The organism is Streptomyces sp. P9-2B-2, from assembly GCF_030406865.1.
GTDB classification, from domain to species: Bacteria; Actinomycetota; Actinomycetes; order Streptomycetales; family Streptomycetaceae; genus Streptomyces; species Streptomyces platensis.
Genome location: NZ_CP129126.1, coordinates 2,830,929 through 2,844,958, shown reverse-complemented (window position 1 = coordinate 2,844,958; position 14,030 = coordinate 2,830,929). Strand labels below are relative to the sequence as shown.

General features: G+C 72.5%; 11 protein-coding genes. 3 read left to right on the top strand and 8 right to left on the bottom strand.

Features of this window, described 5'->3' with window-relative positions; all coding sequences use genetic code 11:
- Nucleotides 1-37: 37 nt before the first annotated feature.
- The 3 genes from QT196_RS12385 to QT196_RS12375 all read right to left on the bottom strand — a co-directional run bounded on the left by QT196_RS12385 (nucleotide 38) and on the right by QT196_RS12375 (nucleotide 4,808).
- A complete protein-coding gene (locus QT196_RS12385; protein ID WP_290354899.1) occupies nucleotides 38-2,080 on the bottom strand; it encodes an FAD/NAD(P)-binding protein in 2,043 nt (680 codons plus the stop codon).
- A gap of 257 nt (nucleotides 2,081-2,337) precedes the next feature.
- Entirely contained in the window at nucleotides 2,338-4,032 is a 1,695-nt protein-coding gene (locus QT196_RS12380) for an alkaline phosphatase D family protein (protein ID WP_290354898.1), read from the bottom strand.
- Between the two features lie 131 nt (nucleotides 4,033-4,163).
- A complete protein-coding gene (locus tag QT196_RS12375) occupies nucleotides 4,164-4,808 on the bottom strand; it encodes an HNH endonuclease family protein (RefSeq protein ID WP_085928508.1) in 645 nt (214 codons plus the stop codon).
- A 208-nt stretch (nucleotides 4,809-5,016) separates the two neighbouring features.
- Between QT196_RS12375 and QT196_RS12370 the strand changes: the two genes are divergently transcribed.
- Both QT196_RS12370 and QT196_RS12365 read left to right on the top strand, forming a co-directional pair.
- Nucleotides 5,017-5,775, top strand: a complete 759-nt coding sequence (locus tag QT196_RS12370) for an ABC transporter permease (protein WP_168478913.1) — start codon at nucleotides 5,017-5,019, stop codon at nucleotides 5,773-5,775.
- A 226-nt stretch (nucleotides 5,776-6,001) separates the two neighbouring features.
- The gene (locus tag QT196_RS12365; RefSeq protein WP_290354897.1) at nucleotides 6,002-6,583 is read left to right on the top strand and encodes a TMEM165/GDT1 family protein; all 582 of its coding nucleotides are present in this window, start codon (nucleotides 6,002-6,004) and stop codon (nucleotides 6,581-6,583) included.
- Between the two features lie 165 nt (nucleotides 6,584-6,748).
- Here QT196_RS12365 and QT196_RS12360 read toward each other — a convergent pair whose 3' ends face one another.
- Nucleotides 6,749-7,411: an HAD-IA family hydrolase gene (locus tag QT196_RS12360; RefSeq protein WP_290354896.1), complete on the bottom strand. Its 663-nt coding sequence runs from the start codon at nucleotides 7,409-7,411 to the stop codon at nucleotides 6,749-6,751.
- A gap of 248 nt (nucleotides 7,412-7,659) precedes the next feature.
- On the bottom strand, nucleotides 7,660-8,796 hold the full coding sequence (locus QT196_RS12355; RefSeq protein ID WP_290354895.1) for a peptidoglycan-binding protein: 1,137 nt from the start codon (nucleotides 8,794-8,796) through the stop codon (nucleotides 7,660-7,662).
- Here QT196_RS12355 and QT196_RS12350 point away from each other — a divergent pair.
- Entirely contained in the window at nucleotides 8,787-11,180 is a 2,394-nt protein-coding gene (locus QT196_RS12350; protein WP_356948466.1) for an MFS transporter, read from the top strand. The genes QT196_RS12355 and QT196_RS12350 overlap by 10 nt on opposite strands.
- Nucleotides 11,181-11,220: 40 nt before the next feature.
- Here the strand turns inward: QT196_RS12350 and QT196_RS12345 are convergent, their stop codons facing one another.
- From QT196_RS12345 to proP, 3 genes are all read right to left on the bottom strand, one after another.
- Nucleotides 11,221-11,745 carry a GNAT family N-acetyltransferase gene (locus tag QT196_RS12345; RefSeq protein ID WP_168478907.1) on the bottom strand — a complete coding sequence of 175 codons (525 nt, stop codon included), beginning with the start codon at nucleotides 11,743-11,745 and terminating at the stop codon, nucleotides 11,221-11,223.
- Nucleotides 11,746-11,811: 66 nt separating this feature from the next.
- A complete protein-coding gene (locus QT196_RS12340) occupies nucleotides 11,812-12,144 on the bottom strand; it encodes an antibiotic biosynthesis monooxygenase (protein ID WP_235470819.1) in 333 nt (110 codons plus the stop codon).
- A 149-nt stretch (nucleotides 12,145-12,293) separates the two neighbouring features.
- Nucleotides 12,294-13,793, bottom strand: coding sequence for a glycine betaine/L-proline transporter ProP (gene proP, locus QT196_RS12335; protein WP_168478899.1), 1,500 nt, complete (start codon nucleotides 13,791-13,793; stop codon nucleotides 12,294-12,296).
- Between the last annotated feature and the right edge of the window lie 237 nt (nucleotides 13,794-14,030).

Below are 14,030 nucleotides of genomic sequence, written 5' to 3'. Positions count from 1 at the left end.
GGACGGCGTAACCGTGAAGGGCACAGGTTAGGGACACCTAATCTGTACTTGCAAGTTCAACCTCTGGCCATATGAGATCTTTGGCCGGAAGCGGCCGAACCTGCCCCGAAACCACTCCTGCCGCCGACGCCACGCCGGTAGCCGAGGTCACGCCCGCACTCATGGCGCCCCCCGCGGCCGGGTCCGCGTCCCCGACCGCCGCCCGCAGCGCCGCCCGCGCCACCGCATCCGTATCCGCCAACGTGACCGACCCCACCCCGGGGCGCGCCCCGGCCGCCGTCACCCAGTGCACCCCCTCCGTCGGCACCCCGACCGCGAACCGCCGCGGATGGCACCGCCCGTCGGCCCCGATGAGGTGGTACGGGCTCGGCGACACATCGAGCCCGCCGCTCTCGTAGCCGTCCACGGTGTGCGGGCGGCCGCCGCCCTCGGCCAGCAGCCGGGCCAGCAGCGGGTCCGCGGTACACCGGACATCCGGCTCCGGCAGCCGCGCCTCGACCAGGGCCGTCGCCGTGACCGTCGAGCCCGGCACGTCCGGCGAGTGCGCCGTGAAACCGGGCTCGCGGCCGTCCGCTGAGCCGGGCCGGACCGTCATCCGGGGCCCGACCACCTCCAGCACCCCGGCCTCGATCAGCGCGGCCATCTCCTCAATCCGGCGCCGCGGCGGCCCGATGGAGAGGAAGGCGTTCAGCGGGGTGTACCAGCGGTCCAGGTGGTCGCGGCGCGACGCACCGGCCAGCCCGCCGTGGTCGACGATCTGCCGCAACTCGTTGCGCAGATCCCGCAGCACGTCCAGGGCCGCCTTGACCGGGCCGGCCACATTGTCCTGGCGGGCGTGGGTGATGTCCGCCCGCAGATGGTCCAGCAGCCACTCCCGGAAGGCGGCGCGGCCGGCGAACGACCGCTCCGCGTGCGGCCGGGAGACCCGGTCCCAGTCCCAGCGCTCGCCCGGCGCGATCCCGAACGCGTCCAGGGTGGCGGCCTCTTCGGGGCTGCGGTGCGCGCTGCCCAGGAAGCGCCGCCGGAAGCGCTCCTGGAAGAGGGGGTCCGGCACCCCGTCCGCGTCCCGCCGCGCCAGCAGCGCCTCGTAGTAGACGGTCTCCACCTCCTTGGCCACCAGGGGCCAGACCTCCGCCAGGAAGTCGGGCAGCTCACCGGAGTCCGCGCGCTTGCGGAAGGCCGCTATCACGTCCTCGGTGAGCAGCAGCGGCAGATGACGGCCGTGCGCGCCCTTCGCGTTGTCACCGCGCGCGTGGTACGGAACGCCGCGCCGGGAGCCCGCGTACAGCCGGGGTTCGCGGCCGGACGGCAGATACGTCAGCGCCCCGTCGGTGCCGCGGACGAACCGGCCGCCCCGGACCGTCGTCAGCAGCGCCATGTGATCGAAGAAGTTGAGGCCGAGTCCGCGCAGCAGTACCGGGCGGCCCGGCGCCAGCGCCTCCAGGGCGGCGGAGAGATCGGCGGGATTGGCAGGCGGCAGATAGTGCAGCCCGTGCCCGGCGGCGTAGTCGGCCAGCCGCCGCTGCTCCGCGTCGGCGACGGCCGGCAGATGGCCCTGGGCGAGGACCACCGCCCCCAGACCGTGCAGCGTCCGGCCGTTGTCGAGGGTGAGGGACTGCGAGCCGTCGGGGGCCTCGGCCAGCCGCACCGCGCGGGCCGGGTGCGTCACCACCCGCACCCCTGCGGGCGCGGTGCGCACCGTGCGTCGGAAGAACCACTCCAGATAGCGCCCGTACAGCGCGCGCCCCGGATAGTCGTCCGGGCCGACCTCGCACCCCTCCCAGTCGTACAGGCTCGGCCCGGTCCGTATCGGGCCGGCGCACGCCACGCTGTCATCGGTGAACAGGGTGACCTGCGAGGCCACGGTGTTCATCAGGAGCTCGGGCGGCTGAGCGGTGCGCCACACCTGGCCGGCGCCGGGCGGGGCGGGATCGATGACATGGACGGTCAGCCGGGAGCCCGGGGTCAGTTCGGCGGCCGAGGCGCAGATCCGCTCCAGCACGCTCGTCCCGCGCGGCCCGGCGCCGACGAGCGCGAGGGCGGGCCGGGGGCGGTGGTCGGCGAAGTGGTCGGCGGCCAAAAGGGGCTCTCCCTGGGGCGGTGGACGGCCGGGCGGGGGGCGCGGCCGCCCGGGAAGTGCGGGCGACGAGCAGACGTGCGCCCCATCATCACTGCCCGGGCCGCCTGCGGAGGAGACGAGTGGGCAAATTAACGCGGCGGATTCGCAGGTCGCACACCAGGCCTCCGTACGGACGGAGCGTCACGGACGGCGGAACGCCCGCCTCATCCGGACTTCGGCCGATCGGTGCCCGCCGCCGGACCGCCCGTGACACCGGATTACCCGCCCCCATGTGTATCGGTCAGCGCAGCGCGCCAGACCGTGACGAGCCGGACGCCGCCCCGCTTCTCCCGGCGGGTCTGGTCCAGGGCCAGCCGCGCCGCACGGCCCGCCAGCGTCAGCGTCATCAGCTGATTGCCGAACCAGGGGCCGCCGGTGCGCCGCCACTTCACCGCCGGGCGGGGCAGCCGCCCGTGCCGGGCCAGCAGCTTGCCCAGCCAGCGGCCGGACCGGCTCCAGCCGAAGCGGAAACCGGCCTGGAGCGAGCCGGGGATGCTGTTGTGGACGGGGGAGCAGGTCAGCTGAAGCACCCGGCTCGTGGGGTGCGGACCGGCGCCGCGCCAGTGCGGCTCCGCCACATAGGCGTGGTGCACATCCCCGGACAGTACGCAGACCGTCGCCGGGGCATCGGGACCGGAGGCGGCCTCGCCGATCAGCTCGGTGAGCGCGGTGAACGAGCCGGGGAAGGCCGCCCAGTGCTCCAAGTCGGCGCGCTGGCGCAGCAGCTCGCTGCGGCGGGCCCAGCGGGGGCCGCGTTCACCGGCGCACAGCGCGGCGTTCCAGCCCTCCCCGGCGTGGATGAGATGCGGCAGGAGCCAGGGCAGCGAACTGCCGAGCAGCAGATGGTCGTAGCCGCCGCGCCCGTCCAGCACCGCCTGCCGCAGCCATTCGCCCTCGGTCTTGTCGAGCATCGCGCGGTGGCCCTCGTCCAGGACCCGGGTGGCCCGGGTGTCGATCATGACCAGGCGCACCCGGCCGAAGTCGCGCCGGTAGCTCCAGCGCGCGTGCGCCGGATCGTTGTCCGCCCCGGCCGCGAACTCCCGCACCAGCTCCGTCGCGTCCGGCACCGCCCGGACCTGCGCGTACAGCTCGTCGGCGGCCAGTTCAGCGGGTGAGAGATTGCCCAGATGCTGGTGGACCCAGTACGACATCAGGCCGCCGAGTATCCGCTCGCGCCACCACGGGGTCGCGCGCATACGGGCCAGCCAGGACGCCGAGGTGTTCCAGTCGTCGATCACATCGTGATCGTCGAAGATCATGCAGCTGGGGACCGTGGACAGCAGCCAGCGGACCTCCGGGTCGAGCCAGGACTCGTAGTAGAGGTAGGTGTATTCCTCGTAGTCGGCGACCTGCTTCCAGGGCGGCTCGGTGAGGTCGCGGCGGGCGGCCAGCGCCTGCGCGGTCGCCTCGGAGGTCTGGTCGGCGTAGACCTGGTCGCCCAGCAGGAGCAGCACGTCGGGGCGCTGCCGTCCGGAACCGGCGGCCAGGGTGGCGGCGAGGGTGTCCAGGGCGTCCGGGCCGACCGGGTCGTGCCCCGCGTTCGAGGGCGTCGCGGACCAGCGGCAGGAGCCGAAGGCGAAGTGCAGGGGCTCCTGTGCGGAGGAGGGGAGGGTACGGATCGTGCTCGCGGGGAAGCGGCTGCCGGGCAGCGGCCAGACCTCCTCCCGGCTACCGCCGGCCGGTGCCCCCGGGTCTTCCAGCAGGACCCGGTAGGGCGTCTCGCTGCCGGGCGCCAGACCGGTCACCGGGACCAGCGCGTAGTGGTGCCCGGCGACCTGCCAGGTGTGCTCCGCGGCGGCCGTCCCGTCGTCGCAGTGAACGTGCACCACGCACGGCCGGTCGGTCTCCACCCATACTGTCGCGCTGTCCGCGTCGACATACCGCAGCAGCGGCCCCAAGCGCAGTCCGGCCATCGGGTGCCCCTCTCGTCGTGGTCAGAGGATAGGAGCACAGCGGGCGCGGCGGGTGGCCGGGAGGGCGGCGCGCCCGCCGGCCGGTCATTTTCCGGCCGACGGGCGCAGGATCGGCGGCCCTGGAGCGGGGCTCAGCAGCCGTCGAGGATCTTCTTCAGCGCGGCCTTCTCGGCGGAGTCCGCGGTCATGTCGTACTCATGCTTCACCGACACCCACATCCGGGCGTACTCGCAGTGGTACGAGGTCTTGGGCGGCAGCCACTTCGCCGGGTCCTGGTCGCCCTTCTCCTGGTTGAGGTTGTCGGTGACCGCGATCAGCTGGGAGTGGGTGAGGTCGTTGGCCAGGTCCTTGCGGCGCTCGGTGGTCCACTGTGCGGCGCCCGACTTCCAGGCCTCGGACAGCGGGACGACATGGTCGATGTCGAGGTCGGCCGGGTCGGTCCAGGTCTTGTCGTCGTAGGCGGAGACCCACTTGCCGCTGGTCGCCTTGCAGCCGCTGTCCTGCTGTACGTCCGTGCCGTCGCGCTTGAGCACCACTTCGCGGGTGTTGCAGTTCTTGCCCTGGTCGATCCAGTGCGGGAACTTGTCGCGGCTGTAGCCGTCCTGCGGGCCCTCGGCCTGTTCCTTGATGTCGGCGAGGTACTTCCGAGCGGTCGCCGCGTCCGGCGGGCTGGGCGGTGCCGCCTGGGCGGACTGGCAGCTCAGCGCCAGCGTGCAGACCAGGGCCGCGGCCGAACCCGCGGCGACGGAAACTCGACGCGCGTAGACCTTTTTCATCGAAACTCCCGGAATGTGGGGGGAAGTTGACGTGCGGTGCGCGGCTCATGGTGTCGCTGTGGGGTTTCCGTGAGACGTGCACCAGGTAACAGGGTGACGACATGCCCACGTCAGTTCAAGGGCTGACGGGGCGCCATAAATGCACAACGGCGCTCCGGTTGTGTCGCTCCAGGCGTCCGCGCGCCCCCGGCGCCCCTACAGTGAGCGCGTGCTGCTGCCGGTCAACGTCACTCTCGGGATCGTCCTCGCCGTCCTGCTGATCGCCGCCGTGGCCGTCGCCGCAGTGGCCCGCCTCGGACACACCCGGGCGATCGCCGTCGCCGGACTGCGCGCCGCCGCCCAACTCGCCGCCGTCTCCTACCTCATCGGCTGGGTGGTGCACGCGCTGCCCCGGCTGCTGGGTTTCCTCCTGCTGATGTTCGCGGTCGCGACACGGACCGCGGGGCGCCGGATCACCCGGAACCGCAGCTGGTGGTGGGCCGCGCTGCCGATCGCCGTCGGGGTCGTCCCGGTCGTCGGGCTGCTGCTGCTCACCGGGCTGGTGCCGGCGCGCGGACTCACCCTGATCCCCGTCACCGGCATCCTGATCGGCGGCGCGCTGACCGCCACCGTCCTGGCCGGGCGGCGGGCGCTGGACGAGCTGGAGACCCGGCGCGGCGAGTTCGAGGCGGGCCTCGCGCTGGGGCTGCTCGACCGCGACGCACGGATGGAGGTCGCCCGGCCGGCCGCGTCGGACGCACTGCTGCCGGGGCTCGACCAGACCCGGACCGTGGGGTTGGTCACACTCCCCGGTGCGTTCGTCGGCATGCTGCTGGGCGGGGCCTCGCCCGTGCAGGCCGGTGCGGTGCAGCTGTTCGTGCTGGTGGCGCTGCTGGCGGTGCAGGCGACGGCCTGTGCGGTGGCGCTGGAGCTGGTCGCGCGCGGAAGGCTGCACCGCGTACCCTTGACGCCAGCAGAAGGGGAGTAGCTCTCTGCCGGACCGTCGACATACTGCCCTCCCGTCGCCCGACCACCACCCCTGGTGGAGCGCGTTCCGCGCGCTGTGACGACGGGCGAGCCGGCGCCCGGAGCGCGATACGAAGCCGTATCGCGCCAGCGAGACCTTCGGCCGCAGTGTTCGACGCTGCCGTGCCGAAGCGACCCCTTTCCCGGGCTCTTTTGGTGCGGCCCGACCGATCGAGGTATCCCACCCCGTGTTCAGCTTCACCATCGCCGCCGTCGTCTTCGGCGTCGTCTTCCTCGCCGAACTTCCCGACAAGACCGCCCTCGCCGGCCTGATGCTCGGCACCCGCTACCGCGCGTCCTATGTCTTCGCCGGAGTCGCCGCGGCCTTCCTGGTGCATGTCGCCCTGGCCATCGCCGCGGGCACCGTGCTGACCCTGCTCCCGCACCGCGTGGTGCAGGGCGTGGTCGGTGTCCTCTTCCTCGCGGGCGCCGCGGTGCTGCTGTTCCGCAAGGGCGACGACGAGGAAGAGGTGAAGAAGCCCGCCGACCAGAGCTTCTGGAAGGTCTCCGGGGCGGGCTTCATGATGATCCTGGTCGCCGAGTTCGGTGATCTGACCCAGATCATGACCGCCAACCTCGCGGCCCGTTACGACGACCCGCTCTCGGTCGGCGTCGGCGCCGTCCTGGCGCTGTGGGCGGTGGCGGGACTGGGCATCCTCGGCGGCCGCACGCTGATGAAGTATGTGCCGCTCACGCTCATCACCAAGATCGCGGCGGCCGTGATGCTGCTGCTGGCGGGCTTCAGCTTGTATGAGGCGATCACGGGCTGAGCTTTTTCCCGCCGCCCACCCCCTCGGGCTGATGTTTTTTCCCCGCCGCCCACCCCCCTTCGGGGGGTGGGCGGGTGTAGAGGGGAGGTTCGGCGCGGCCGGCCCGGTGTGGGCGGCGCTGTCCTGGACAGGGGCCGGCCTCCGGAGGCCCCGGCCGCCCGGCGGTCAGCCGCCGATATGCACCGAGATCACGCCGTCCGCCGACGCCTCGACGCGGACGTGGGTGAGGTCGGGTATCTGCACGGTGGGCCCGAACGCGGCGGCCCGGTCACCGACGCCGACCACCCGCATACCGGCCGACCGGCCCGCCTCGATGCCCGCCTCGGAGTCCTCGAACACCAGGCAGTCCTCGGGGGCGAAGCCCAGCTCGGCGGCGCCCTTGAGGAAGCCCTCCGGGTCCGGCTTGCTGGCGCTCACGCTCTCCGCGGTGATCCGCACGTCCGGCATCGGCAGCCCGGCCGCGCCCATCCGGGCGTCGGAGAGCGCGATATCGGCGGAGGTCACCAGGGCGTGCGGCAGCGCGGCGAGGGCGGCCATGAACGCGGGGGCGCCGGGGACCGGCACCACACCGTCCATGTCGGCGGTCTCCTGGGCCAGCATCCGGCGGTTGTCCGCCCGGTTGAGCTCCATCGGACGGTCCGGGAGCAGCGCGGCCATCGTGGCCCAGCCCTGCCGGCCGTGGACGACCTGGAGGATCTGGTCCCCGTCCAGCCCCTGCTCGACGGCCCAGCGGCGCCAGCAGCGCTCCACCACGGCCTCGGAGTTCACGATCGTGCTGTCCATGTCCAGCAGCAGGGCACGGGCGGTGAGCGTAGTGGTGGCCGTCATCGGCGGGCTCCTGGGCGCTACGGACGGTGCGGATCGCGCACGTACGGAAGACACGTAGGGAAGAAACAGAGCGGTCCCGCCCGCCGGTCAGGGAGTGCGGGCGGAACCACTTTGTTTCTTCACGATACAAAACGCAGCCGCTGGGGACAACTGGGCTGGTCAGCGACCTGTAGCCGGGTTGGTCAGTTCCCCGCCACCGGCTGGTCGGTGCCCTGCCACCGCGTTGGTCAGCGCCCTGCGCGCCGGAGCTACGGGGCCTGTGTCCGGGACTCCAGGGACGCGCGGGTCGGGGCGCCGTAGACGCCGACCGGATCGCCCGCCACCCCGTAGGTCCGCTGGTAGCGCGCCACGGCGTCCCGTACGTCCGCGTCGTAGCGGCCGTCCTCCGGGCCGGGATACACGGCCAGCTGCCGCAGTCGCTCCTGTAGCTCCACCACCTCCGGGCCGCCGGCCCCCTCCCGCAGCACGATCGGCCCGGTGGGCGGGGCACTGGGGCCGTGGGTGGCGGGGGAGTCCGAGACGCTGCCGGAGGCCTGGGTGGGGGCGGGGGGACGTGGTGCCGGGGTCCGGTGGTGCCGCACGGTGGCCCCGGGGGTGGTCGCGTCCGGTGACGGGGAGCGGGGCGCGGTGGGGGAGGTGGCGCCGCTGGGCGCGGTGGTGCCGACGGTGGGGAGGGCGACGTCGGGGGAGGCGGTGCGGTGGTCGGGCGCGGCCGCCCGGGTCTGGGTGCCGCCGGAGAGGGCGTCGGTGCCGATCAGTACGGCGGTGGCGGCCATGGCGGCCCCAGCGGTCAGCAGGACGGCCGGCAATACGGCCGGCAACGCGCGTCTCCGGCGCGGGGTGGTGGGGGAGCTGCCGCCGGTCGGCTCCTCCCCCTGCTTCTCCTCCGGCGCCTCCGAAGCGCTGCACGTCCGGGAGGCCGGACCGGCGGGGCAGCGCCGCATACGAGGTATCAAGGGGTCGGCGGGCCCCGCGCCCGGCGGACCGGTGGTCAGGGGCTGCCCGGGGGCCTGGGGCGAAACGGGGGCCGGCGGAGGCGCAAGGCCCTGAGGTGCCCCGGTGGCCGACGGTGCCCCGGTGGCCGACGACAACGGCCCGGTGCCTGACGACGACGGCCCATCGGCGAAGTGCACCGCCGCGTCCACCCCGGGTAAGTCGTCCAGCAGGTCACCCCGGCCGAGCGCCGTGCCGTCCGCCCCGCCGTCGCCGCGGTCCGCCTCCCCGTCCCCGTCCCGCTCTCCGTCCCCCTCCCCGTCGGGCAGTGACACGTACGGCCGAACGCGCAGCGGATCGAAGTCGTCCGCCCCGGCCGCCGCACACAGGCAGCCCGGCCGGCCGTGGCCGCGTACGGGGGCGAAGCAGTGCGGACAGGTCTGTGCCGTCACGGGTGTTCCCCTCCCTGGAGGCATCGAACCGGCAGCGATTATCCAGACGCCGCACCGGTCCGCGCAGGCGCTCGAAGACATCCGCCCGGCATACCCCGGGTGTTCTCCGGGAGACCCCCGATGCGGAGCGCCGCTCGGCGGGCCATATCCGGCGGAACCGCCCAGGATGGAAGAAGTTCGAAGGAGAGGCGGCACGGCAAGGGCGGCCGGCGGCGGCCCGGGACGGAACGGACGGCCCGGCATCGCACCGGCCGCTCGGGGTCCCCGGCACCGTACGGGGCGCTCCGGAACGGAGGAAGACGCTCATGGCGCAGGACACCGGCGCTCCGGCCGTGCCGGGCGAGGAACGGTCCCCGCGGACCGTCCTCGTCGCGATCGGCGCGCTGCTGCTCGGCCTGCTCATCGCGGCGCTCGACCAGACCATCGTCGCCACCGCGCTGCCCACCATCGTCAGCGACCTCGGCGGCCTCAACCACCTCTCCTGGGTCGTCACCGCCTACCTTCTGGCCGCGACGGCCGCGACGCCCCTCTGGGGCAAGCTCGGTGACCAGTACGGCCGCAAGAAGCTCTTCCAGACCGCCATCGTGATCTTCCTGATCGGCTCGGTGCTGTGCGGTATCGCGCAGAACATGGGCGAGCTGATCGCCTTCCGGGCCCTCCAGGGGCTGGGCGGCGGCGGGCTGATCGTGCTGTCGATGGCGATCGTCGGCGATATCGTGCCGCCCCGCGAACGGGGGAAGTACCAGGGCCTGTTCGGTGCCGTCTTCGGCGGTGCGAGCGTCCTCGGCCCGCTGCTCGGCGGGCTGTTCGTGGACCATCTCAGCTGGCGCTGGGTGTTCTACATCAACGTCCCCGTCGGCATCGTCGCGCTCGCCGTCATCGCCGCCGTGCTGCACATCCCGCGCCCGCGCACCCGCCACCGGATCGACTACCTGGGCACCGTGGTGATCGCCGCGGTCGCCGCCTGCTTCGTGCTGATGACCTCGTTCGGCGGCGTCACCTACCCCTGGGCCTCCTGGCAGGTCGTGGGCTGCGGCGTCCTCGGCCTCGTCCTGCTGGGCGCCTTCCTCGGCATCGAGCGGCGGGCCGCCGAACCCGTGCTGCCGCTGCGCCTGTTCCGGCTGCGCACCTTCTCGCTCACCGCCGTCATCGGCTTTGTCGTCGGCTTCGCGATGTTCGGCTCGATGACCTATCTGCCGACGTTCCTCCAGGTCGTCCAGGGCATCAGTCCGACCATGTCCGGGGTGCACATGCTGCCGATGGTGATCGGCATGCTGCTGGCCTCCACCGGCTCCGGGCAGATCGTCAGCCGCACCGGCCACTACAAGGTCTTCCCGATCGCCGGCACCGGTGTAGTGGCGATCGGTCTGCTGCTGTTGCACCAGCTGGACCCGAGCAGCGGAGTCGCCGGGATGAGCGCCTGCTTCTTCGTCTTCGGCTTCGGACTCGGCCTGGTGATGCAGGTGCTGGTGTTGATCGTGCAGAACGCGGTGCCCTACCAGGACCTGGGCGTGGCCACCTCCGGCGCCACGTTCTTCCGCTCCATCGGCGGCTCGTTCGGCGTCTCCCTCTTCGGCACGGTCTTCGCCGGCCACCTCGGCCCGCGGATCGCGGACGCCGTCGCCGGGCAGCGACTGCCGCCCGGCATCACCCCCTCCAGGATCGCCGAGGACCCGCGGACCGTGGGCCGGCTGCCGGCCGGGCTGCGGGCCGGTGTCCTGGACGCCTACGCCGTCTCGATCACCGATGTCTTCCTCTACGCCGTCCCGGTCGTCCTGGTGGCCTTCGCCCTGGCCTGGTTCCTCAAGGAGGAGCCGCTGCGCAGCAGTGTCACCGCGCCCGACACCAGCCAGGTGCTGTCCTCCAACCCCGTCGAGCGGTCCTCCCGCGACGAGGTCGCCCGCGCCCTGTCCACCCTCGGCAGCCGGGAAGGCCGTAAGCACATCTACGAGAAGATCGCCGCACGGGCCGGACTGGACCTCAAACCGGCCGCCGCCTGGCTGATCCTGCGCATCCACCGCTGCGGGTCGGTGGAACCTGCACTGCTCGCCGAACGCAGCACCGTGCCGCTGGGCGTGATCTCCGAGAGCGTCCGGCAGATGGAGGTACGCGGACTCGCCACCCGCGAGGGGCTGTTGCTGCTGCTCACCGGCCAGGGACGGGACGCGGCGGAGCGGCTCGCGGCGGCCCGTCAGGAGTCGCTCGCGGAGATGCTGGGTGACTGGTGGACCAGGGACCGGCCCACCGATCTCACCGAGCTCGTCCACGAGCTGACGGCGGAGCTGTGCGGTTCGGACGCGGAGGAGCCGCACAACGGCGACGCCCGGCCGCCGGTGCCGCGCACCCCGCCGCCCGCGTCCCAGCCGCCGGACCTGGCGAAGTGAGGCCGCCCGGCGGGCAGCTGGAAGCAGAGCGCCCGGACCGTCAACGGCCCCTGGCCAGCTGCTTCTCGAAGAAGATCTCCGCGTAGGGATCGTCGTGGTAGGGCTCGATCTCCTCGAACCCGTGCCGCCGGTAGAGCGCGACGGCCTCCACCAGATCCCGCCGGGTGTCGAGCCGCATGCGCTCCGCGCCCAGCCGCACCGCGGCCGTCTCGGCGGCCCGCAGCAGCACGCCCGCGCCACCCCGCCCACGCCAAGCGGCCCGCAGGAACATCTGCTTGAGCTCCGCGGTGTGCGCGTCCAGCAGCCGCACCCCGGCACAGCCCGCCACGTCCGTGCCGTACCGCGCCACCAGCAGCACCCCGCCCGGCGGTGCCAGATCCGCGCTGGGGTACTCCGCGAGCCCCTCGTCGATCTCCGCCGCCGTCGAGCGGCGGTCCTCATGGAGCACGAAGTAGCGGTCGGCCACCTCGGTGTAGTAGTCGCGCAGCAGCGCCGCGGCGTCCGGCGAGCCGACCGGTTCGGCCGCGACGGCCCACGGGAGACGGAGGATGGCGGCGTCACTCATGGCGCCATTGTCACGGCAGGGCCGGGGCCCCGCGCAACGCATTTCGGGCGACGCCGCCACTCACACTCAGCCCTGCTTCGGCCCGGTCTGCTGCACGACCTCGAAGGACCACAGCGTGGACCCGGACGCGGCCGGCTTGGGCCGCTCCCCGCCCTCGGCGCCGCTGCCCTTCTGGTGCGCGGCCTTCATCGGCCCCTCCATCCACGCCTGGAACGACTCCTCGTCCCGCCACCGGGTGTAGACGAGGTACTGGTCGGTGCCCTCCACGGGCCGCAGCAGCTCGAACCATTCAAAGCCGTCCGAGGAGTCCACGGTCCCTGCACGGGCGGCGAAACGCTGTTCCAGGACCTCGCGCTGCTCGGCGGGGACGGTCAGTACGTTGATCTTCACGATGCTCATAACGACCATCGTGCCGCACGGTGCCCGAGGGGTGCAGGTCAGGGCAGGGTGCCACGGCCGGGCGGCACCCCACGCGGTGGCATCGGCAGGCCGAAGGCCCGGCCGGAAGCATCCGGCCGGGCCTCGCTACGCGTGGGGCAGTCCGCGGATCAGACCGTCGCGTCGGCCTTGGCCGCGCTGCGGGCCGCGTGCCGGATTTCCTCGGCCTCGGCCTCGGTTTCGACGGCCGGCGGGGAGCCGGGGAGCGGCTTGCGGGCGCTTTCGGACATCAGCAGGACGGCGATACCGCCGATCACGGCCGCCGCCATCATGTAGTAGGCGGGCATCATCTTGTTGCCGGTCGCGCCGATCAGGGCGGTGACCACCAGCGGCGTCGTACCGCCGAAGAGCGACACGGAGACGTTGAAGCCGATCGACAGGGAGCCGTAGCGGACCTTGGTCGGGAACAGCGCGGGCAGCGTGGACGGCATCGCCGCGGTGAAGGTGACCAGCAGCAGGCCCAGTGCGGCCATGCCCAGCGCGATGGCGGCCAGCGATCCCTGCCGGATGAGCAGCAGGGCGGGGATGGACAGCAGCAGGAAGCCGAGGCAGCCCGCGCCGATGATCGGGCGGCGGCCGAAGCGGTCGGTGAGCCGGCCCGCGAACGGCTGGACCCCCATCATCAGGACCATGACGGCCAGCACCACCAGCAGCCCGTGCGTCTCGTCGTACTTGAGCTCCGAGGTCAGGTAGCTCGGCATGTACGACAGCAGCATGTAGTCGGTGACGTTGAAGACCAGGACCAGGCCGACGCACAGCAGCAGCGCCCGCCACTGGCCGAAGATCATCTCGCGGATGCCGATCCGCTTCTCGGCCTCGCGGCGCGCCTTCTCCTTCGTCCGCGCCTCCTTCTCCAACTGCGCGAAGGCCGGGGTCTCTTCGAGCCGCATCCGCAGGTAGAGGCCGATGATGCCCATGGGACCGGCGATCAGGAACGGGATCCGCCAGCCCCAGGACTGGAGGTCCTCGGTGGACAGCAGCGCGGTCATCAGCGTGACCAGGCCGGCGCCGCCGACGTAGCCGGCCAGGGTGCCGAACTCCAGCCAGCTGCCCAGGAATCCGCGCTTCTTGTCCGGCGCGTACTCGGCGATGAAGGTGGAGGCGCCACCGTATTCACCACCGGTGGAGAAGCCCTGTACCAGGCGGGCGACGAGCAGCAGGATCGGTGCGCCGACGCCGATGGAGGCGTAGGACGGGATCAGGCCGATGGCGAAGGTGCCCGCCGCCATCATGATCATGGTGATCGCGAGGATCTTCTGCCGGCCGATCCGGTCACCGAGCGGCCCGAAGACCATGCCGCCGATGGGTCGCACCAGGAACGCCGCCGCGAACGCTCCGAACGTCGACAGCAACTGCGCGGTCGGGTTCCCGGACGGGAAGAAGACATGTCCGAGGGTGACCGCGATGTAGCTGTACACGCCGAAGTCGAACCACTCCATCGCGTTGCCGAGCGCCGCGGCCGACACCGCGCGCTTGACCATCGCGGGGTCGACGACGGTCACCTCGCCCGATGTGTGCTGCGCGGAATCCGCGGCGCGGTCCTGCGGGGGGCCGGATGCCGCATCTGCTCGACTGCCGACGGGGGGTACAACGGGGGACTGCGTCGGCACGTGCTCGCTCGCCTGCGCTCTCTTGGACGACAACATGACATCGCCCGCCGTGGGGAGGCGGGCAGAACCCGTCTGACGCGACGGGCAAAGGTCGACCATAGGGGCAGACCGGATCATCACGGACGGTGCGCGGACGACCGCGCAGTCGGCCGTATACCCGCTCCTTGCAGGGGAAACTCCCTTTCGGGAAACACTTTGGGACACGTCTTGCTGTGATCCATATCGCGAAGATCCGCT